Source organism: Photobacterium indicum, from assembly GCF_003026215.1.
In the GTDB taxonomy this organism is placed as follows: domain Bacteria; phylum Pseudomonadota; class Gammaproteobacteria; order Enterobacterales; family Vibrionaceae; genus Photobacterium; species Photobacterium indicum.
In genome coordinates, this window is record NZ_PYOC01000003.1 from 251,005 (window position 1) to 271,326 (window position 20,322).

Annotated in this window: 22 protein-coding genes; 11 read left to right on the top strand and 11 right to left on the bottom strand. The window is 39.9% G+C overall.

The genetic code is table 11. From position 1 onward, the window contains the following. Positions 1-58: 58 nt before the first annotated feature. The 4 genes from C9J47_RS11505 to C9J47_RS11520 all read right to left on the bottom strand — a co-directional run bounded on the left by C9J47_RS11505 (position 59) and on the right by C9J47_RS11520 (position 2,923). Positions 59-718, bottom strand: a complete 660-nt coding sequence (locus tag C9J47_RS11505; RefSeq protein WP_107253665.1) for a DNA-methyltransferase — start codon at positions 716-718, stop codon at positions 59-61. A 150-nt stretch (positions 719-868) separates the two neighbouring features. Continuing rightward, complete coding sequence (locus tag C9J47_RS11510; protein ID WP_107253666.1) at positions 869-1,390, bottom strand: P-loop NTPase family protein; 522 nt, start codon at positions 1,388-1,390, stop codon at positions 869-871. 160 nt (positions 1,391-1,550) lie between these two features. Continuing rightward, complete coding sequence (locus C9J47_RS11515) at positions 1,551-1,904, bottom strand: tRNA-binding protein (RefSeq protein ID WP_107253667.1); 354 nt, start codon at positions 1,902-1,904, stop codon at positions 1,551-1,553. A gap of 68 nt (positions 1,905-1,972) precedes the next feature. Further along, positions 1,973-2,923 (bottom strand): RDD family protein, encoded by a 951-nt coding sequence (locus C9J47_RS11520; protein WP_107253668.1) that lies wholly within the window; start codon positions 2,921-2,923, stop codon positions 1,973-1,975. A gap of 469 nt (positions 2,924-3,392) precedes the next feature. Between C9J47_RS11520 and C9J47_RS11525 the strand changes: the two genes are divergently transcribed. Then, positions 3,393-4,127, top strand: a complete 735-nt coding sequence (locus tag C9J47_RS11525) for a DNA/RNA non-specific endonuclease (protein WP_107253669.1) — start codon at positions 3,393-3,395, stop codon at positions 4,125-4,127. Positions 4,128-4,310: 183 nt separating this feature from the next. On the opposite strand, the gene C9J47_RS27455 is transcribed toward C9J47_RS11525, so the two are convergent. Beyond that, positions 4,311-4,442 carry a hypothetical protein gene (locus C9J47_RS27455; RefSeq protein ID WP_281258945.1) on the bottom strand — a complete coding sequence of 44 codons (132 nt, stop codon included), beginning with the start codon at positions 4,440-4,442 and terminating at the stop codon, positions 4,311-4,313. Positions 4,443-4,763: 321 nt separating this feature from the next. Here C9J47_RS27455 and sbcB point away from each other — a divergent pair, with 321 nt between their 5' ends. From sbcB to C9J47_RS11560, 7 genes are all read left to right on the top strand, one after another. Then, positions 4,764-6,188 carry an exodeoxyribonuclease I gene (sbcB, locus tag C9J47_RS11530; protein WP_107253887.1) on the top strand — a complete coding sequence of 475 codons (1,425 nt, stop codon included), beginning with the start codon at positions 4,764-4,766 and terminating at the stop codon, positions 6,186-6,188. Between the two features lie 292 nt (positions 6,189-6,480). Further along, complete coding sequence (locus tag C9J47_RS11535) at positions 6,481-7,005, top strand: winged helix-turn-helix domain-containing protein (protein ID WP_107253670.1); 525 nt, start codon at positions 6,481-6,483, stop codon at positions 7,003-7,005. A gap of 143 nt (positions 7,006-7,148) precedes the next feature. Further along, entirely contained in the window at positions 7,149-7,487 is a 339-nt protein-coding gene (locus C9J47_RS11540; protein WP_107253671.1) for a CidA/LrgA family protein, read from the top strand. 2 nt (positions 7,488-7,489) lie between these two features. Further along, positions 7,490-8,170, top strand: coding sequence for a CidB/LrgB family autolysis modulator (locus C9J47_RS11545; RefSeq protein ID WP_211321744.1), 681 nt, complete (start codon positions 7,490-7,492; stop codon positions 8,168-8,170). Positions 8,171-8,380: 210 nt separating this feature from the next. Continuing rightward, positions 8,381-9,268: a cytidine deaminase gene (gene cdd, locus C9J47_RS11550; RefSeq protein ID WP_107253672.1), complete on the top strand. Its 888-nt coding sequence runs from the start codon at positions 8,381-8,383 to the stop codon at positions 9,266-9,268. A 169-nt stretch (positions 9,269-9,437) separates the two neighbouring features. Beyond that, positions 9,438-10,334 (top strand): DMT family transporter, encoded by an 897-nt coding sequence (locus tag C9J47_RS11555; protein WP_107253673.1) that lies wholly within the window; start codon positions 9,438-9,440, stop codon positions 10,332-10,334. 245 nt (positions 10,335-10,579) lie between these two features. After that, the gene (locus C9J47_RS11560) at positions 10,580-11,551 is read left to right on the top strand and encodes a TAXI family TRAP transporter solute-binding subunit (protein WP_107253674.1); all 972 of its coding nucleotides are present in this window, start codon (positions 10,580-10,582) and stop codon (positions 11,549-11,551) included. Positions 11,552-11,675: 124 nt separating this feature from the next. Here C9J47_RS11560 and C9J47_RS11565 read toward each other — a convergent pair whose 3' ends face one another. Then, the gene (locus C9J47_RS11565) at positions 11,676-12,080 is read right to left on the bottom strand and encodes a hypothetical protein (protein WP_006231694.1); all 405 of its coding nucleotides are present in this window, start codon (positions 12,078-12,080) and stop codon (positions 11,676-11,678) included. A 412-nt stretch (positions 12,081-12,492) separates the two neighbouring features. Between C9J47_RS11565 and purT the strand changes: the two genes are divergently transcribed. Continuing rightward, positions 12,493-13,668 carry a formate-dependent phosphoribosylglycinamide formyltransferase gene (purT, locus tag C9J47_RS11570; RefSeq protein ID WP_107253675.1) on the top strand — a complete coding sequence of 392 codons (1,176 nt, stop codon included), beginning with the start codon at positions 12,493-12,495 and terminating at the stop codon, positions 13,666-13,668. A 128-nt stretch (positions 13,669-13,796) separates the two neighbouring features. Here the strand turns inward: purT and C9J47_RS11575 are convergent, their stop codons facing one another. Both C9J47_RS11575 and C9J47_RS11580 read right to left on the bottom strand, forming a co-directional pair. Then, the gene (locus C9J47_RS11575; protein ID WP_107253676.1) at positions 13,797-14,438 is read right to left on the bottom strand and encodes a thiopurine S-methyltransferase; all 642 of its coding nucleotides are present in this window, start codon (positions 14,436-14,438) and stop codon (positions 13,797-13,799) included. Positions 14,439-14,669: 231 nt separating this feature from the next. Then, complete coding sequence (locus C9J47_RS11580; RefSeq protein WP_006231697.1) at positions 14,670-14,963, bottom strand: hypothetical protein; 294 nt, start codon at positions 14,961-14,963, stop codon at positions 14,670-14,672. A gap of 261 nt (positions 14,964-15,224) precedes the next feature. On the opposite strand from C9J47_RS11580, the gene C9J47_RS11585 reads away from it, so the two are divergent. Further along, positions 15,225-15,671, top strand: coding sequence for a nitrous oxide-stimulated promoter family protein (locus C9J47_RS11585; RefSeq protein ID WP_107253677.1), 447 nt, complete (start codon positions 15,225-15,227; stop codon positions 15,669-15,671). 23 nt (positions 15,672-15,694) lie between these two features. Here C9J47_RS11585 and C9J47_RS11590 read toward each other — a convergent pair whose 3' ends face one another. Then, positions 15,695-16,066 carry a spore gernimation protein gene (locus tag C9J47_RS11590; RefSeq protein WP_107253678.1) on the bottom strand — a complete coding sequence of 124 codons (372 nt, stop codon included), beginning with the start codon at positions 16,064-16,066 and terminating at the stop codon, positions 15,695-15,697. Positions 16,067-16,341: 275 nt separating this feature from the next. On the opposite strand from C9J47_RS11590, the gene C9J47_RS11595 reads away from it, so the two are divergent. After that, positions 16,342-17,832 (top strand): multiheme c-type cytochrome, encoded by a 1,491-nt coding sequence (locus tag C9J47_RS11595; RefSeq protein ID WP_107253679.1) that lies wholly within the window; start codon positions 16,342-16,344, stop codon positions 17,830-17,832. Between the two features lie 94 nt (positions 17,833-17,926). Here the strand turns inward: C9J47_RS11595 and C9J47_RS11600 are convergent, their stop codons facing one another. After that, positions 17,927-19,435 (bottom strand): peptide MFS transporter, encoded by a 1,509-nt coding sequence (locus C9J47_RS11600; RefSeq protein ID WP_107253680.1) that lies wholly within the window; start codon positions 19,433-19,435, stop codon positions 17,927-17,929. 304 nt (positions 19,436-19,739) lie between these two features. Beyond that, the gene (locus C9J47_RS11605) at positions 19,740-20,213 is read right to left on the bottom strand and encodes a nuclear transport factor 2 family protein (RefSeq protein ID WP_107253681.1); all 474 of its coding nucleotides are present in this window, start codon (positions 20,211-20,213) and stop codon (positions 19,740-19,742) included. Positions 20,214-20,322: the final 109 nt, after the last annotated feature.

Genomic DNA, 20,322 nt, shown 5'->3' on the forward strand with positions numbered 1-20,322 from the left:
CGCACTAAACCCCATACCAAAAACATCGAGAAAAATGCATCAAACTTATGTTTTTAGGTTAATTTTCGCAAAGCCTGCTTCTGAAGTGCTCGTGAGCAGCATCTGAAATGTCGTTTCCCATATACCTGCGATCTGAATTTTTTGCCGCAATCAAAGTAGCACCAGAGCCAAAAAATGGATCAACAACTAACTCATTGTTAGAACTGCTTTGAGTAATAAGAGTCTGGATGAGTTCTACTGGCTTTTCAGTCGGATAACCACGATAAACACGCTTATACTCCAGAATATCAGGTATACCTAAATCGTTTAACTTACGCTTACCTTTTTCAAAGAACAAAATGTACTCATGTCGAGCTCGATAGTGGTATCCCATACCAATGCTAACCTTGTCCCAAATAATTGGTTTCCAGAACTTAAAACCAACCTTCTCGGCAATTGGCTTAATAAAGAACATAGTTTCTTGGTCACAAAATAAGTAAAAGTGAGCGTTTTTCTTTAAAACTCGGTAAACCTGATGCAAGAATTCTTCAAACCGATTATTTGGGAATATGTCAAACCACTGATTACTCGAAGACTTACTGACTTTTAGCCTAGTTGTTGTACCTATTTTTCTATGCTTCTCCAATGATTCATATGGAGGATCAGTCACAATAAGATCAACGCTCGCATCAGCGAGCGTTGAAAGCCAAGTTACAGCATCTTCTTTAAAAACTTGCATTTAACCCCTAAACTAAACCGCTGCACGGCCGTCCATTTTTATATACCCGAGAGGCTACACCTTTCGATAGTCTACGACAATCTATGTAATAGCTCTGATAGCCATCAGGATTACGCGCAGTCTTACGAGCTGGCGTTTTACGAGAACACCTCAGCCACCCAGTTCAAGGCGTCGATTTTGAAGGAAAACATCAAAACTCGATCTATCTTTGATTATGACTTTTTTACATTGTGCCGACTCAAATAGACTACGATGATATGAGCATGAATTTTCAGTATCTCGACTGTAGTAACCTTCAGCCCAAACGAGCAGTTTTTCAAAGTTAATTTCAGCATGCGCTGGCTCTAATTGCTTAGAACTTTCCGATCCACGAGAAAGTAAATTTTTATGACAAACCACCCAAGGTAAATCTAAATAGATAAGTAATGTTGCTTGAGATAGAAATTGCTCGACCAGACTCCCAAAAACACCTTCAACGATCCATTCTTGTTTATTTTTGATTGACTCAACTAGAGATGAGAGGTTTTCTTCTGAACGTTTATGGTTGTAGCCACCAGGAAGCCAAAAAAGATTATCAAGAGAAACCGGAGACACGCCTACTTTATTACCGATTAAATTTGATAGATACGTTTTTCCTGAACCTGAATTACCATATATTAATATTCGAGACATATCCGACCTTGATTGATGAACTTAATTTCGTCTAGATCCAAAAATAAGGTGTGCCTCACTGAACTTGAAAAGCACACCAAAAATAAAGACAAAGCTAGAATGCCGAATATAATAAATCATGTTGATACGATTGCTATAGCTTGGAACTCATAACAAACATTTAACCTGCTCTACTACCGTTTGGCATTGGCGTTTCTGGCATCGCTAAACATGGTTTTAACTTATCTGCATAGCCAATATCAAACAACATTCCTTGAGACACTTCACCTGCCATTTTTTGCTCAGGAAGATTTACAACAAATAGAGCTTGCTTACCTTCGATTTCAAATGGATTTTCGCGTTCTTGCTTAATTCCAGCAAGAATCGAACGTACATGGTCACCAAAGTCCACAGTCAACTTCATCAGTTTTTTAGATTTTTCAACTTCTGAAACGGCTGTTATTGTTCCCACTCGTATATCCAGCTTTTCAAAATCACTGAATGCAACAATTTCTTTTATTGGGGCATATTCCATTTTAATTCTCGCTATTTGTTTTTGCTCTACAACACCAAAATAACACGTTGATTGCTTGTAGGTTACATTTATTCAAAACCTAATAAATCAGTAGGAGCAAAAGTATGTGTCTGACTAAACCATTGTGACCAAATACCTATATCATACCCATATGTCAACGTTACTTTAATCACGTCTTTATTTATTGATTCTGAATAAGTATTAACAACTACCTCCCCCAAGTTACGAGCAAGCGCTTCATCAGCCACATTATCCTCTGAAATAAACGCCTGTACATTCACATACGTTGTTGTTTTTGTTTGTGAGTCTTCACTAGTTGAGGCAAATATACTAGAACCGGAAGTTACACTGGCATAGGTAACAGCTGACAAACTATTTATCGTTTTTTGCGTAGATATTAAATCTTCAAACGACTCGACTTTAGCCTGCTGTGATGTATATATAGGAAGAATAACCGATGCGATAAATAAGATCACAACAACTAATAAGTGTGGTTTCCAAATAACCCCAACCGTTTGATGGTCAACCTCTGAATTTACGACATAAGTACCAAAAATCAAATCATGAAGTGATTGTCGAGTAACTCTATTGCAGACATACAGATATATTATTGCAAACAAACCACCAAAAATTAAGAATGAAAACGGATACATTAAGTAAGAGAGTAGCGCTTCGTTAGTAATGTGTATTCCATTAAGAGTGAATGGAATTGCAAATACTGTATACCTTGCGAATGATTTTGAAATAGAAATTGTATCGTTAGATAAATTTACTACTTTTATATTTAATGCCTTCTTACCAAGAGTTTGTCCATTTGAAACGACACTATTCATGACACCAAAATATACAAGTGAAATAGAAAATCCGATAAGTCGGCCCCACTCACCAATATCTACAAAAGTACTTTCAAGTAGAAGCCCTAAAACAAAACCTACAGCACCAAGTATCAAAACATCAATGAATAAGGCCCCAATACGTCTCCAAAATCCAGAAATCCATTTTTTTCCAACTTTTCCCACAATATTTACCCTTTCCTATTTACTTCGATATCAACGCGAACATAAGTTGCACCTCTGGTCATAACCACAACATATCGTTCTGTATGAGGCAACATGAAAGATAAAAAGTATACAATTTATCTATCATTAGTGTCTAAGATGTCTGTCAACTTATCAGAATGCTGTTCACACACTTTTATTGATTATTTAACCAATCATGTTTGCTATAAGCGGCTAATACACCACTTCACTCTTGACTTGGCACATTCTCGATAACATTACTACAGAGATAAAAGTAGGCAATCAAAGCCTAAAATAATGGGGCTATCAGAAGAACCTATCTTACTAATATTGTTGAAAAATGGCTCAAAACCCCACAACTGTAACTCATAAAAAACACCCATCACAATCTATGAATATATCAATACCAATACATACGCTCAGCCAATACTATCGCCCGTCTTATACATTTATATAATACGGACAAGACATGAAACACCTCTTAATCGCAATATTTAGTATTACCCTATCGCTATCTGCTTCAGCTGCAGTCTGTAATCAGCACCTAGATAAAGGTACACCAAATGATAGTGACCAAATTCTATGTCGAGATGGTTATGCTGCTGGCTATAACTACCAGAATAAAGTCTCTAATTGGGTTTCTTACCACATCACTAAAGAGAGTGTGAATGCTTTCTATAAGCGATCTAACAGCTTTCGTGTTGATAAAGACCTACCAGACGCTTTTCGTGCAACAAGCAGTGACTATTCAAAAACAGGTTATGACCGAGGGCATTTAGCACCGTCTGGAACAATGGACTTCTCTCAAGTATCGATGCAAGAAAGCTTCTTAATGTCGAACATGGCACCACAGCTACCAGGCTTTAATCGCGGGGGATGGAAAGGTCTTGAAGAAAAAGTACGTGAATGGGCCAACACTTACAGCGAGCTTTATGTTGTATCCGGTCCTATTTGGGATGGTAATGAAACGTATATTGGTAACGGTGTCTACATCCCCAATCGTTTCTATAAAGTCATTCTCGATCCAAACTACAATGATGCAATTGCATTCATTCTTCCACACCGAAAAATATCTTCTTCTGAATTACCCTCTTTCATTACAACTGTTGATGAAGTTGAAGAAATTACACAACTCGATTTCTTCAGCGAGTTACCAGATGGTGTTGAGAATGAAATTGAAGCTCAAGCATGGGATATGTGGTAATTCCAACTAACAAAATTTAAGAGTGTTAAATAATCATAAAGGCGGCAATGCTGCCTTTTCTTAAATTAACTGATAAGTAAACTGGATACCACTATCAAATGACCGTTAAGAAAGGCTACTAGTTTTGGTTTATTGACGCTAATACCGTTTAGCCATTGCATCCATTCTTTGCTTGGTAGTGTTTTACGTTTCAAATGAGAAAGGCTTAGAACATCGTTTCTGCCACCAGATAACGAAGCCGTCTAAAGTGACGAAATCTTGCTCATTTTCCATCATTACTTCGCAATTCATTACTGATTCTATTAACTCTGGCATGATTTTGTCTTTCAGCCTTGCCTCTTTAAGGGTTGCTGCGAGATACTGCACCTATTGGGTATCGCAATGATTACAAAACGATTAACGACACCGCTACCCATTTGTTATCAATTGAAGGTTTAAGACACGCTCTCTGAATTTAAAGGGTTGTTTAATACTGCTAAGCTGTTTATGTAAGACATGTATGTTGTAATGTGCATATAAAACTATGTACATAAACACATAAATATAATTTGTGCTTACAAACCGTACATTATTTGTAAGCCATTCGAATCACACAAAATAGACGTTAAGTGATTCTAATGGCGTCAGGGTATTATGATGAAAAAAGACAATACGCCAACACTCTATTGGATTGATTATGAAACCTTCGGGGCAACACCAGCTACCGATCGCGCATGTCAATTTGCAGGTGTTCGTACAGATATGGATTTCAACATTATCGGTGAGCCACTGGTAATTTACTGTAAGCCACCTGTTGACTACTTACCGTCACCAGAAGCCTGTTTAATAACAGGTATCACGCCACAAGAGGCGCAAGAAAAAGGGTTATCTGAACCTGAATTTATCGCCCAAATTCATGCCGAGTTATCTAAGCCTAATACCTGTGTTATTGGTTATAACAATGTACGCTTTGATGATGAAGTAACACGCTATACCCTTTACCGTAATTTCTACGACCCATACGCATGGGGCTGGCAGAATGGTAACTCGCGTTGGGATTTACTGGATATTATGCGTACCTGTTATGCCCTTCGCCCAGAAGGTGTTAACTGGCCCAATAATGATGAAGGTTTGCCAAGCTTCAAGCTAGAACACTTGTCTGTTGCGAATGGTATTGAACATGCGAATGCACACGATGCAATGGCAGATGTATATGCAACCATTGAGTTAGCAAAAATATTAAAAACGAATCAACCAAAGTTATTTAACTACCTGTTTGATTTACGCCAGAAGCGTAAGCTGCAAGAGTTAATTGATATTGTGAACTTAACGCCTTTAGTGCATGTTTCTGGCATGTTTGGCGTGGGGTGTGGCAATACAAGCTGGATAGTACCTATGGCATGGCACCCTGATAACAAGAATGCTGTTATTACGGTTAACCTTGCGCAAGATCCTACGCCATTGATCGAGCTAGATGCCGATCAGATACGTGAGCGTATGTACACCAAGCGCAGTGAATTGAAACCAGACGAGTTACCGATACCAGTAAAATTGGTTCACCTAAATAAATGCCCTGTTCTTGCGCCAGCGAAAACATTAAAAGCAGAAGATGCCGATCGTATCGGTATTGATCGCGCCCAATGTTTAAAGAATCTGCAAATTCTAAAAGAGCACCCAGAAATAAGAGAAAAACTGGTGGCTATTTTTGCAGTTCAGCGTGAATACAAAGAAAATACCGATGTTGATTCGATGCTATATGATGGTTTCTTTTCTAATTCCGATCGCTCTTCTATCGATATTATTCGCGAATCGACACCTGAAGCACTGGCTGAAATTAAGCTTAACGTTGAAGATAAACGCATTAAGCCACTGTTGTTCCGTTACCGTGCGCGTAATTTTCCGATGACATTGAATTACGAAGAACAGCAAAAATGGAAGCACCACTGCCAAGACTTCTTTCAAGATAATTTACCTGCGTATATGGAAAATTTTGAAGCTGTGGCGACAGAAAACCAATCAAATGAACATAAAATGAAAATACTGAAAGCACTGTATGACTATATCAACAACAGTGTTAGCTAAATCAGTTATTTTATTTTGTTAAGCAAAAAGATTGAGGTTCATATTAGTCACTGAAATATGAACAATTATCTTCTTAAATAGAATAAGCCTATTAGCCTTTGCGGTTAATGGGCTTTTTTTTGAGACAATATCTCGCATGCCCAGTTTGAACTTCATTCAAATAGCAACAACACTTAAGCAGAGGAAAAGCGTTTATACATAACAGAAAATACCACTCAATAACATCGTTGCTATCAATGCTGTGGTAGACAACGTTTATCACATTTTATTTTAACCCTAATAAGTGATGGCTATGACAACGAAAGCCCTAACCCGCTGTTACCGTTTTCATGATGTTGATTTCGAACCAGATCTCAATTTATTGGTATGGCATGATGAAACCGAAACCCGTCTAACACTTCATGAGTCTCGCTTATTAGAAGTCTTGTGTTATTTCTCTGGTGAAGTCATCACATCTCAAACCTTGTTTGATAAAACATTCGTACAATTGGGGCCTGATACAGAAAATACACACGACCAGTTTGATTTAAACTCACTCTTCATTGGTCTCAATAAAAAGCTAACACACAATAATGCGATGGCAATTCCTATTCAGGTTGTGCCTAAATACGGTTTTCGAGTCCCCCTTCCTGAAAAAACATGTCGTTTATTTCATACATTTAAAGAACCAAAAGCAGAAATCCCCCCTATTCCCCCAAAAGACGAACCTCCTCAATCTGCCACAGAAGACATTGTTAAAAATAGCATTTTTCATAAAGTGTCAGTTATTCTGATGGCAGTTGCAGGTATCATGTTATACCTCGCATCTGAGTTATAACTGTTTCTATTAGGCTTTGATGAAGGCCAACATAATCACCGAAGAAAACGACGTAATTGAAGCGTAAATCATGGCATTAAATGTGGCGTAGATCACAAATTAATTGTATGATGAATGCGTAGTTTGACGTATTTGAAGGGTTTATGAAATACATTCGCTCATTCGCGATCATCTTTGCTTGTCTTTTTCTTGGTAAAGGCATTCAAGCGTTAACGGGAGTCGCTATTCCCGGCAGTATTATCGGCATGCTTATTCTTTTCGCCGTACTTTCTATGGGGCTAATTCCCTCGCATTGGGCAAAAGAAGGCTGTCACCTGTTTATTCGCCACATGGCGCTGTTGTTCGTGCCTGTCGGTGTTGGGCTTATGGATTATCTCGATCTTATCAGTACGAATACCCTACCTATTTTACTTAGTACGTTAGGCAGTAGCTTGGTTGTATTAATTGTTATTGGTGTTGCTACGCACCATAAGGAAAAGTAATGATCTGGCTTATTACTACTCTGATCGTTTTTTATCTTGCGCGTCTTATATCTAAACGATTACAGCACCCTATTGTGAACCCACTGCTTATTTGCCTTGTCATTATTATTCCTTTGCTGATGTGGCTGAATGTGCCCTATACAGAATATATGGCACAAAATAAGTGGCTGAATTATTTGCTAGAACCTGCTGTTGTTGCGTTAGCATTTCCGCTTTACGAACAACTGTCGCAAATACGCCAAAAGTGGAAAGTCATTTTATCTGCCTGTTTAGTGGGTAGCCTTCTTTCGATGATTGTTGGCGCAAGTATTGCCCTATCAATGGGGGCTTCACCTGAATTAACAGCCAGTATTTTACCTAAATCTGTTACAACACCTATTGCAATGGCAGTGGCAGATCAAATTGGTGGTGTGCCTGCGATTGCTGCGATTATGGTGATTATTGCGGGACTATTTGGTGCTGTATTCGGGTATCCATTATTTAAACTATTTGGCATACATGCTCCTATTGCGAAGGGGTTAACAATGGGCACGGTTTCTCACGCATTGGGTACAGCGAAAGCGGCAGAAGAAAACCATCAAGAAGGTGCATTTAGTTCATTAGCCTTGGTGATTTGCGGTATTTTCACCTCGATATTGGCACCTGTTGTCTATCCAATTATTTTGATGGTGTTTGGTTATTGAAAAATAATAGGTAAAAGCGGCAAGGTGCATGCAATCGTGTACATTTTTAAGTCGTTGATAAATGGTAGTGTGATTTTCAAAATACGTGTGACGCCACTCGCATTAATGTATGGAGTGAAACAAGACTTGCCACATTGTGATCAAGATCACACAGAATTTAAAATTGCTCGCCTACAATGTTTCTCCATCAACTAAACGGAGTAACACCTCATGCATGTTAAGATCATGGATGCTTTAGGTTCCTTACCCTCTGATCTTGCATCAGCGGTAAAGCCTATATTTGAAGATGCTAATTTTGATGCAACAATAAGTCCCGAACAATTCACCACACTGCTTTCAACAACCCACATGACAGACAGTGAATTACGCGTTGCCCTTCTTCCTATCGCTGCTGCTTACTCCGTTGCTCCTATTTCTAATTTCTTTGTCGGTGCCATTGTTCGTGGTGAATCTGGTCGTTTGTATTTCGGTGCAAACATGGAATTTGTCGGCGCATCGCTTTCTCAAACTATTCATGCTGAACAATCTGCTATTAGCCATGCGTGGATAAAAGGCGAAACGGGCATTACTGATATTACAATTAACTACAGCCCATGTGGCCACTGTCGTCAGTTCATGAACGAGCTTACAACGGCGAAGACGTTAATTGTTCAATTACCCGAGCGTGAAGAACAAACCTTACAACAATATTTACCAGAATCGTTTGGCCCTGCTGATCTGAATATTACCGATGCACTGCTAGGTAAAATTGACCACGGTATAACGATTAAAGAAACGGATGAATTTGTTGCTATTGCTTGTAAAGCAGCGAATGGATCACATGCGCCATACACTAAGAATTACAGCGGTGTGGCATTGAAAGCGACTGACGGTAAAGTGTTCACTGGTAAGTATGCTGAAAACGCAGCCTTCAACCCTAGCCTTCCGCCATTACAAGTTGCCTTGGTTAATATGAATATGGCAGGTTATGCGTTAACTGATATTGCAGAAGCAGCATTAGTTGAAAAAGCAGACAGCACCATTAGCCATCTTTCAGACACACAAACAACACTTGAAGCATTGAACCCTGATATTCCGCTTACTTATGTAGCGGCATAATATCTCTACCCACCAGCATCTGTTGGGTAGCGTTCATTGTAAGCACAACGAAGAAGCCGCTTTTAGCGGTTTTTTCGTTTAGAATCAGAACCAATCAACTCGCTACTGTACCAATCATAATAAGTTCGGAGTATTATCCGACTTCATTATTCTTATTAGTCTCATTTCCATGTCTCACAAACACAATCCAATTCAAGGTGCGAGCTGGATGCTAACTGCTGGCTTAGCGTTTGCACTTGTAAATAGCTTGGCACAGTACTTAAGCGTTAAACTTCATTTACCCTCGACGACTGTCGGTTTTATCCAATATTTTATTGCTTTGATTGCAATGCTTCCTTGGTTAAATAATTTGGGGTTACGACACGCTTTACGTACCGAGCATTTCGGACAACACTGCTTTCGGGTTTTCTTATCCGTTATAGGTATTCAGTTGTGGCTGTGGGCTCTCGCATATCCTGTGCCTATTTGGCAAGGTATCGCGTTATTGATGACATCCCCTTTATTTGCCACGATTGGCTCAGGTTTATTCCTAAAAGAAAAAGTCGGTACAGCACGTTGGGTGGCAACATTAGCAGGCTTTATTGGCGCAATGATTATTCTCGAACCTTGGGGCGATTCGTTTAACTGGGCGTCGTTATTACCGATAGGTGCCGCTTTCTTTTGGGCAAGCTACTCACTTATGGTTAAGAAGTTATCGGTTTATGATTCACCGACTACGATGGTGGTTTATCTTTTAATTTTGATCACCCCGTTTAATCTGTTTTTGGCATTGCCAACATTCACCCTTCCCGATCAAAACATGACTTGGGTATTACTGGCGGCGGCTGGTTTATTAACAGCATTGGCACAGTGGGCAATCGCGAAGGCTTATGCAGCAGCCGATGCCTCTTTTGTTCAGCCTTTTGATCATGCCAAATTACCACTAAACGTATTCGCTGGTTGGGTTGTATTCGGTTGGGCACCTCCCGGTCGTTTATGGTTAGGGGCGGCCATTATTGTCGCGTCTGTTGCCTTTATTACGCATTGGGAAAACCGTAAAAAAGTAACTAAATTGCTAAATAACTAAATAACTAAATAGCAATTTCTAAGCTAAAACTTAACGCCACTGATATTACTTTTTGTATTTTATTATTGAATACAGGAAAGAATAACAGTGGCGTTGTTCTTTCTGCTTTTCTCTACCGACCGCCTCATCACTGACACATCGAATTAAACAGTACTGTCTATACTGTTCAGAACACATTTTTACATCCACATTCACAATATTGCAGTGAAATGCTTTTCCACACATTTTGATTCAAGGAAAAGAGAATGAAACGTATATCTCTTAGCTCAGTTCTAGTTGGTTTTATTTCATTAGTTGTATCGCTTACCGCGCATGCAGAACAGTTCATTACTATTGGTACAGGCGGCGTTACGGGCGTGTATTACCCAACAGGGGGTGCAATCTGTCGATTGGTGAATAAAGACCGTAAATCCCACGGTATACGCTGCTCTGTCGAAAGTACGGGGGGCTCTATCTATAACATCAATACTATTCGAGCAGGTGAACTTGATTTAGCCATCGCGCAATCAGATTGGCAACATCATGCGTATAACGGCACAAGCCTATTTGAAGAAAAAGGCCCTTTTAAGTCATTACGCTCCGTATTTTCTCTTCATGCTGAACCTTTTACCGTTGTCGCAAGAGCTGACTCTGGCATTAAGACCTTTGATGATTTGAAAGGAAAGCGCGTCAACATTGGTAATCCAGGCTCAGGGCAACGAGGTACGATGGAAGTCTTAATGAAAGCCAAAGGCTGGACAATGAAAGACTTTAAATTAGTGTCTGAATTGAAAGCATCTGAACAATCCAAAGCATTATGTGATAACAAAATCGATGCCATGATTTACACCGTTGGGCACCCTAGCGGCGCCATTAAAGAAGCCACAACATCTTGCAGTAGTGTGATTGTTGAAGTGTCAGGGCCTGTCATCGATAAGTTAGTCGATGAAAATGCGTTCTATCGTATTGTTACCATTCCTGGCGGCATGTACATGGGTTCAGAGAATGGTGTAAAAACATTTGGTGTCGGCGCGACTTTCGTGAGTTCAACTCAAGTTGATAACAATGTGATTTATGCGGTTACACAGTCTGTTTTTGATAATTTCAATGAGTTTAAAAGATTACATCCAGCTTTTAGTGGCTTGAAAAAAGAAGAAATGATTAAAGATGGATTAACAGCACCGCTGCACGATGGAGCTAAAAAATACTTTGTCGAAGTCGGTTTACTCGCAGAATAGTGAACTAACTAGCTGAATAATTGATAATAAATAACGTTCGTCAAACAAAAAGGGCTAACCACATATTATTGGTTAGCCCTTTTTTATACATTCTTATATAGCTGCCACTTCGTTTTAAATTGATTTAAAAACGGACACGAAAACCAAGCGCTGCTTCTAATTCAAGGTCTACATCTTCAACAACATACAGTGTTGGACCTAGCTCACCGTAGAACTCAAAGCTATTCACTGGTAGCTCAAAACCAACACCTGAACGCACACCCACTTTATCGTGTTTGTTATCGACGTATTGTGCACCAACAAAGGTATATAAATTATTTAAATCCGAATTTTTTGACAAAGAGCCAAGGTTGAACGTTTTATCAACTGCCAGCCCGAAGTCATCAATGCCAAGCGAAAAGCGCAAATCGTTATGCTTATATTGAATACCAGACATTGGGCTACCTAAAAAGACGCCAATGGCTTGTGCCGCATGGGCTGAAAATGGAACAACAAAGAATAGTGCTAACCCTAAGAAATACTTTTTCATTTTGTACTGCCTACTTTGTGTTTGATAGAACAACTAAAATCGCAACGCTGTTATTGCAATAAGTAAAACTTAATAATTTATATTAGTTACATCGTCACTTAATGTGTAGGTGTATACACCCCTACCGGCCTCTAGTGGGCGGAAGTAATCTAACCAAAAAGTTCCCTAAACACGATGCTTTAAACAAGAACTGACACAACGTTGACAGGAAAATGCGCTTATCAATACGTTATACCCAAGTTACTTCACCATTCACACTTAATTCAGACTTACCCAATACAACATTGTATTTTTATTACCCATGCGTTCTAAACGTTCAATATATCAACAAAAACAACAAAGCAAACGTTTGCGTCATTGTTGAAATCAGTTATCATTTACCCAGTATCAACACTCATCGTAAGGAAATTCAATGTTTGGTTCAGCAACGCGTTCTGATGCAACCCGTGTGTTACTTCTTGGTTCTGGTGAATTAGGTAAAGAAGTGGCGATTGAATGTCAGCGTTTAGGCTTAGAGGTTATCGCCGTTGATCGTTATGACAATGCACCAGCAATGCAAGTTGCTCATCGTAGCCATGTTATCGACATGCTGGATGGCGATGCACTTAGAAAATTGATTGAATTAGAGCAGCCACACTACGTTGTTCCTGAAATTGAAGCCATTGCAACAGACACTCTCGTCTCGCTTGAAGCTGAGGGAGTGAATATTGTTCCTACAGCAAATGCGACTAAGCTAACTATGAATCGTGAAGGCATTCGTCGTTTAGCGGCTGAAGACTTACAGATTCCTACTTCTCCTTTTGAATTCGCCGATCAATATAATGATTTTGTCGCAGCAGTAGAACGCGTAGGCACACCGTGTGTTGTTAAACCTATTATGAGTTCTTCAGGTAAGGGCCAGAGTGTGATTAAAACACCTGCCGATATCGAAGCATCGTGGCAGTACGCACAAGAAGGCGGCCGGGCGGGTACTGGTCGCGTTGTAGTTGAAGGCTTTATAAAGTTCGATTACGAAATTACGTTGCTTACAATTCGCGCTGTTGATGGCGTGCATTTCTGTGCCCCGATTGGTCATCGCCAAGAAGATGGTGATTACCGTGAATCATGGCAGCCACAACTGATGTCAGATGAAGCACTAAAAGCCGCGCAAGATGTTGCTGAAAAAGTGGTTAATGCTCTAGGTGGCTATGGGCTGTTCGGCGTAGAGCTGTTTGTGCGTGGAAATGAAGTGCTGTTCAATGAAGTATCACCTCGCCCGCATGATACGGGAATGGTTACGTTGATCTCTCAAGATCTGTCTGAATTTGCATTACACGTTCGTGCGTTTTTAGGCTTACCTATTCAGCAAATCATTCAGTATGGCCCAGCGGCTTCTGCTGTTATTTTAGGTAACGGTATTTCAAGCAATATTCGCTTCGATAACTTAACCGCCGCGCTATCTCGTCCACAGACTCAGGTGCGCCTGTTTGGCAAGCCAGAGATTAACGGGCGCCGTCGTCTTGGTGTTGCGTTAACGCGCCGTGAGGATATCAAACAGGCTGTTTCTGACGCTATTAATGCAGCAGCAGACGTTAAAGTTATTTATTAATCCAACTCTATTCTCTCTACCACTGATAGACTGGTGGCAACAGAGGCGAGGCTCTATCATAGAGCCTCGCCTCTTTTCATTCTGCTACTATTAACTCAATAAACGTACCGAGCTTGAAAATCTCGATGTTAAGCGACTTCAATCAACCACGTTTCTTCAGCAAAATGGCTTAATCCATTTTTACGGCGTGGGTGTGTTTCATCTTTTTCATCGCGTGCTAAAAGCGTGATGTTACAACCATCAAATAAACGGCGTACCTCATCACTCGTCACAGAAAACGGAGGACCATTTAATTGCTCTTGTGGGTAATCTAACGTTACCAACAAAATGCGACCGCCTTTTTTCACTAACGACAATAAACGCTCAACATACATTTCACGCATATTCTTTGGCATCGCAATTAATGCAGCACGATCGTAGACCACATCAACAGGATCAATACGCACAGAAAAGTAATCGCCACAATGAATGGTGATCTCATCAAATGCATACACACTTTCATGGCCGATTGCAGTCACCATGGGTGTGTACAAGTGTTCCGCAAAAAACGATCTTACTGCGATATCGCTCAGCTCAATACCGATTACGTTATTATGTTTTTGGGCTAACCAAACCAGATCAACAGACTTCCCACACATAGGCACAAGTACACGATCGTCGCGTGTTGCTTTAACCATTGGCCAATATTGCGTTAATACTGGGTTTGTATCGTCAAGGTGAAAGCCAATGCGATTTTCTGCCCAGCGGCTATGCCAAAATTCTGCGTCCATTTTTAATCCTGTTCTAAAGCTGACTTAGCCGTAGTTGACCATAAATCATGTGCTGGATCTACCCTATCTGCGGCGACCAACATTCTCGGGTTATTTTTTATAGATAACAAAAAGGGATGCCGAAGCATCCCTTTTTGTCGATTTAGCTTCCTGTCAGTAAAGCTAAATCCATAATCTATTCTTCAATTTCACTTTGAGTGATTATTGAATCAACGATCGAAACTATACAGATTAAGATACTCTGAATAGTTTAATCGAATCACGACGAACAGTTACACCGCGGAAAGTGACAGGTTCAAGCAATGTCATAAGCTGCTTAGAAACAAAAAACTTACCGCTGTAGCTACGATCGCCACCTCGATTTACCCAATCAGCAAATTCATCTGCAAGATTGAACATAGAGTTCCCAACGAGCAATACAAGTACTTTCGCTACTTCACTGTCATTATGTCGATTGAACTCAGCGTCACGAACTTTTTTACGATATTCGTCGACAATTCTTTCAAGGCACTCAAATCTGCTCATTACACACCACCACAAAAAACGAGGAGCGGATACTACTGCTCAAACCCACTGAGATCAACCCATCAAGCAAGGAATCTTGCGACTAATAGCGTTATTTTTGCATGCTGATAACATGTTACTCAAAATGTGACATATAAATCACGTTTTAAGATCAAGTTTGGTGCTGAAAAATCATTTGTTGCATTTTAAATGTCACTTTGTTCGAGTAAAATATTCACTCGATATTGTGTAAGTTCTATCGCTCGAACTAAAGGTAATAATATGCATTCAGTTTTGCCAAACATCTTAGCGGGCTCTCTCAGAAGCGAATTTAAAACCCTCAAGCTAATGACTAGTATCTACTGCAAAGCACACCACCAGCATCACAAAATCACTCAGCACGCAGTATCTAGCCCAAACACACTTAAGCCAAACGGCAAACTGTGTGCACAATGTGCAGACTTTGTTGAATATGCACTAATGCGACTGGACCGCTGCCCTTATGGCGAAAGCAAGCCTACATGCCGTCAATGCCCTATTCACTGCTATAAGCCAGAATACAAAGCAATGTCGCAAACGATAATGCGCTATGCTGGGCCAAGAATGTTATTCGCACACCCGATATTGGCTATTAAGCACCTTTTAGCAGAAAGACGACCAGTTCCAATGAAACCAACGGCGGGGGCATCTAATCGACATAAACGAAAGCACGCTAGCCGTAACAAATAGCGATTTACAATTAGCACCAGTAATTAACGGTAAAAATCGACAACTTGAATTTTTGATACGTCGTTATCAGCAGCTAGATCCATGCTGAAGCTGTTTTCACCTAATACTTTTACTGTTGAGCCCATTCTACCCGTCACGCTCACGCCTTCAATCTTGCTGAATGTCTTGTCATCGTTGTAATGCATGGTTACAACAACGTTCGTTTCAACATTAGATGACAGGTCAAAAGTACAAATCCCTGTAGGGCAATATACATCTAGTGTCGTTTGATCAGAAGCAACCGACATTTTGTCCACATTTTTAATCTGTGCAGCAGTGAGCTGTAACTCATCACCACAACCAGATAGCATTAGTAGTGAGGCGACAACAACACAGCCTAAAAAAAATTGCTTCATATCTATCCTCTTAGATTTGTATTTATAATTACGACGTCTTTATCATCAATAAAGAAACTCATTGATAACGATGACTAAAACACCCTGCGTATTCTACGGGAATATCAAAATAAATAGTCACAATTGTGTAAATTTTTTCGCGTCTCATTAACCAGATATAAAGTATGTCAATAATCTTATTTTTGTGAAATCGATTCCATTTATCACACCTAAACTCATTGAGTGACAGCTTAGCTAGACAGCAATGTATTCATCATTTTTTAATGGGTAAACCTATGGATATTAGAAGTGCTCGATACTTTTTAATTAAAAACGAATTCAAACCAATTCAACATCAGGCTTTATGGTTATTTCCCCTATTCAATTTCATCCGATCTTTTTTTATCTTTATAGTATTACTATCCCCCTTTTACATTCATGCACAAGACGGTCTGTATAAATGGCAAAAGCCGCATAAGCCACTAACAGAAGAACAAATAGCAGAGAGCAGCCCTTTTTATCCATCACGTGCCACCACTGATGGTCGCCAGCTAACACCTGATATGTTTGAAAATCCTGAAGTCTGTAAAGGGTGTCACAGTGAAATATATCAGCAGTGGGAAAAGTCAGCCATGGCCTACTCGTGGGACGATCCAATTTATCAAGCGCTATTTCTACGCGCGAGTAAAGCCACTGATGGCCAAGTTGATAATTTTTGTATTGCTTGCCACAGCCCAATAGGCATGACAAGCATGAATGCTTCTGCGGCAATGATAGAGACGAACACCGATTTGCCAGGTGTTAACTGCGAAGTGTGCCATAACATTACCGGTATAACGGGTAATGACAACGCAGCGTATATTTTATCGCCAAATAAAGATAAACATGTAAAATTGGGGCCGCGTACCGATGCAAGCTCGCCTTACCATAAAACTGAATATTCAGATCTTCATACTCGCTCAGAATTCTGCTCGACTTGCCATAATGTTTCTCACCCTTTCAACAGTACACCGATAGAACGTACTTACGATGAATGGCAAGAAAGTGCTTATAACGAACAAGGCATACAATGCCAAGATTGCCATATGACGCCAGGGCCAGGGCAACACGATAATCCAGGTAAATCAGCCATTATGGGAAAAGAGCGTAAACACATTTATTCCCATGAATTCACAGGGGGTAATTCAACGCTACATCAATACTTCAATAATCCAGACAGTGCCGAACTTTCGCGTGCCATGCTAAGATCGGCGGCAACCATTGAGTTTATTGGTTTACCTGACTCACTCATACCAGGCGAGCTTGTTACCATAAAAGTCAAAGTGGCCAATGTGGGTGCCGGTCATAAACTGCCGACTGGTTTCCCTGAAGGCCGTGAGGTATGGGTTGATTTTAATGTTAAGATAGACAATCAACCATCAATCTATCGTTCTGGTGCCGTTGTTGATGGACACACCGAAAAAGGTACACGTAATTTCAAAGTTACGTTAGGTGATGCCAATGGCAATGTGGTTGACCTCAATGTATGGGAAGTTGATCGAATATTATCTGATACGCGCATTCAACCGAATGGCTATTCAATCGTCGATTATACTTTTCAAATACCAGAAGATACTTCAGGTATTATTACCTTATATGCTCAGCTCAATTACTGGCCATTTCCTCAAAAAATTGTTGATGAATTACTCGGTAAAGATAAATTAAAGGTCGATATCGTTAATATGACGTCAGTCAGTGCTGCATTACCCGTTGCTGATGCTGAACAGACGATAGCAATGAAGCCTTAATCGCAATCAGCATATATATAAAAGAACACCCTCTGTTATTTATAATAACAAAGGGTGTTTTACTATTACTGCATTAATAATGAGTCACTGATAATTAGTGGCTTGTTGCTAATTCTTTTTCTGCTTCTAATTTTTCTAACTCTTCGCCTTTGCGAATAAGTTTTGCTATCACTTTAGACAGTACCAATGTGACGAAAACCATCAAGAATGCAAATACTGCTAATGTATAGAAATAGTTAGTATAAACATTTTCTATAATTTCTTGGGTTAATACCTGATCTTTCGGTAGTGCTATTTTTGTTGATATCACGGCCGCTAAAATACCACTTAACGACAAGGCAACAGCCCGCAATCCCATCGAGAATGCTGATAGATAACGTGGCACCATTTCAAAAATGAAACCAGCACCCAAGGCACCCACAATTAACTCTGCAAACGATTGGAAAAAATTCACCCACAAAATCCAGTCTGCAGAAATTTTTCCGTTTTCACCCACAAAACCGGTTGATAGACCCAATAAAGCAAACGCAATTGCGGTAAAACCAAAGGCTGCGGCAAACTTAGTTGGAATCGTCGGTGAATAGCCCTTCTTATCCATCCAACCATAGATATAAATAGCCGGACCACCCAGCACAAAACACCACAGTGGATTAAACGCTACATTAGATTCAGGGCGAATTGGAATAAACCCTAAGAGCTGATCCCCCATTAAGTTAATTGCGTAAATGTTCATCGATGTGAGCATTTGACCGTAATAGAAGTAAAAAACCATGAAAATGAAAATCATGATTAATACACAGCACATCTTATACCTGTACGCGATAGTCGCTTTAGTAATTTCATAGATAAAATACAGAATGACCAGCACACCTAACGCATAAAGCAGGTATTTACCAGCATCTAAGTTAGCGAAGATCCAATACACTAAACGAAGCATTAGGGCAGAACCCACAATAAAGCCAGCCCACACTTTCATGCTTACAGGGCGTTTATCGAGATCATTACCCGCTTCAACCAACTCTTTACGAAAAGTGAAAAATAGAACGAGTGTTAACATCATTAAGAATGATGAAATAAAGAAGTTACCTTGATAGGCAAGATACGCAACAAGAAATGGAAATAGATATTGCGATAAAAAAGAGCCCAAATTGTTGATTGAATAGTTAATTGTTAAGCCTTGCTGGAAAGACTCACGGTTTGTAGCTGAATATGAATTACCGAATAACACCGTCGGACAAGTTGCAGACAACCCTCGTGAATAACCAATTAACGCAATAGCGAAAATACTCATTGGTATATTGAGCTGTGATGCCCCCATTCCAAGTAAAAAGAAGCCAATGGTATAAGTGGTATAGCCAATATAAACAGCGCGAAACGAACCAATATATCGGTCAGCGACAAAACCACCAACAGCCGAGAATACTGGCCCGACGGCACCAAAAGCACCCAACATCATAATGGTATCAGCTTCACTGTAGTTCAGCTCAAACAAGAAATATTTTGTTAATAATACATAGGTACCGTAGAAAGCAGCCCCCCACAAAAACTGCCTGAGGATTAAAATTCTAGCTGTGTGTGGGAATCTAGCATTTGCATCTTGCATATCATACTCCTTTGAAATTATGCATTGCGAAACTTACCACCAATAGGCGTTAATGTTTCGCAATCAAAATCACAATACTCAACAAATAGCGTATGGTGAAGGCGTTTTTTTCTCATTATGATGCATGGCGCATAATCAAGGAGTTAGCACTATTACAAGGGTATATTCCAAAAAAGAAGCATGATCTTAATATCATTACCTTATATGCCCAAGTTACCTCAAGGTGCTCATTTACAGACATAGTAGTTCTACGTTGAAAATGAGCAACACCGTATTAAAGTCCAATAAAACGACGACGATGCGTTTATTCAGGCATTGCAGAAGAATGGTGGCTGGTAATTAACCACTCGGTACCATCCCAACGATACGTATAAGTGTAACGTCCACTAACAGTCGCACCTGTTTTGGCGAAGGTAAACGTATAAAGACCGGCATCTACCGCAGTATTGCACCCCAACTCAATGGTACGTAAATCAACATTCCCTGATGGGCGATCTTCAAGAAAATGATCGAAATAGTCTTCTTTTTCGTTCGCGGTATAACGTGCCCTATTAGACACTGTCGGTAAAAGCACCGAGCGCACTGCATAATTAGCAACAACATTTTTGGAGTTACCTGTTCGCAACGAGTTATTCCAACGATCAAATAAGGATTCGATTTCAGCTTCAGACACCACTTTGCAGCTTTCAGTATACATTTTAGGAGGGCTGGGTTGATCAGAAGAACAACCAATAAGAGCAGTAGTCACAAACAACACGCTAGGTAATACAATTTTCATAAACGTTCCAACTACTAATAAGTGAAAATACAAACGTCTAGATCAGTATATGAACGATTCTGGCTCTTAGTCGGGGTATTTACCCGCCGATTAATGAGACATACCGAGG

Bases quoted from the DNA above. Each gene is read 5' to 3' on its own strand.
- C9J47_RS11590 (WP_107253678.1), bottom strand. From the start codon at position 16,066: ATGAAGCAATTTTTTTTAGGCTGTGTTGTTGTCGCCTCACTACTAATG.
- C9J47_RS11515 (WP_107253667.1), bottom strand. From the start codon at position 1,904: ATGGAATATGCCCCAATAAAAGAAATTGTTGCATTCAGTGATTTTGAA.
- C9J47_RS11575 (WP_107253676.1), bottom strand. From the start codon at position 14,438: ATGGACGCAGAATTTTGGCATAGCCGCTGGGCAGAAAATCGCATTGGC.
- C9J47_RS11555 (WP_107253673.1), top strand. From the start codon at position 9,438: ATGTCTCACAAACACAATCCAATTCAAGGTGCGAGCTGGATGCTAACT.
- C9J47_RS11505 (WP_107253665.1), bottom strand. From the start codon at position 718: ATGCAAGTTTTTAAAGAAGATGCTGTAACTTGGCTTTCAACGCTCGCT.
- sbcB (WP_107253887.1), top strand. From the start codon at position 4,764: ATGAAAAAAGACAATACGCCAACACTCTATTGGATTGATTATGAAACC.
- C9J47_RS11595 (WP_107253679.1), top strand. From the start codon at position 16,342: ATGGATATTAGAAGTGCTCGATACTTTTTAATTAAAAACGAATTCAAA.
- C9J47_RS11585 (WP_107253677.1), top strand. From the start codon at position 15,225: ATGCATTCAGTTTTGCCAAACATCTTAGCGGGCTCTCTCAGAAGCGAA.
- C9J47_RS11600 (WP_107253680.1), bottom strand. From the start codon at position 19,435: ATGCAAGATGCAAATGCTAGATTCCCACACACAGCTAGAATTTTAATC.
- C9J47_RS11525 (WP_107253669.1), top strand. From the start codon at position 3,393: ATGAAACACCTCTTAATCGCAATATTTAGTATTACCCTATCGCTATCT.
- C9J47_RS11580 (WP_006231697.1), bottom strand. From the start codon at position 14,963: ATGAGCAGATTTGAGTGCCTTGAAAGAATTGTCGACGAATATCGTAAA.
- C9J47_RS11535 (WP_107253670.1), top strand. From the start codon at position 6,481: ATGACAACGAAAGCCCTAACCCGCTGTTACCGTTTTCATGATGTTGAT.
- C9J47_RS11605 (WP_107253681.1), bottom strand. From the start codon at position 20,213: ATGAAAATTGTATTACCTAGCGTGTTGTTTGTGACTACTGCTCTTATT.
- C9J47_RS27455 (WP_281258945.1), bottom strand. From the start codon at position 4,442: ATGCCAGAGTTAATAGAATCAGTAATGAATTGCGAAGTAATGATGGAA.
- C9J47_RS11540 (WP_107253671.1), top strand. From the start codon at position 7,149: ATGAAATACATTCGCTCATTCGCGATCATCTTTGCTTGTCTTTTTCTT.
- purT (WP_107253675.1), top strand. From the start codon at position 12,493: ATGTTTGGTTCAGCAACGCGTTCTGATGCAACCCGTGTGTTACTTCTT.
- cdd (WP_107253672.1), top strand. From the start codon at position 8,381: ATGCATGTTAAGATCATGGATGCTTTAGGTTCCTTACCCTCTGATCTT.
- C9J47_RS11510 (WP_107253666.1), bottom strand. From the start codon at position 1,390: ATGTCTCGAATATTAATATATGGTAATTCAGGTTCAGGAAAAACGTAT.
- C9J47_RS11565 (WP_006231694.1), bottom strand. From the start codon at position 12,080: ATGAAAAAGTATTTCTTAGGGTTAGCACTATTCTTTGTTGTTCCATTT.
- C9J47_RS11560 (WP_107253674.1), top strand. From the start codon at position 10,580: ATGAAACGTATATCTCTTAGCTCAGTTCTAGTTGGTTTTATTTCATTA.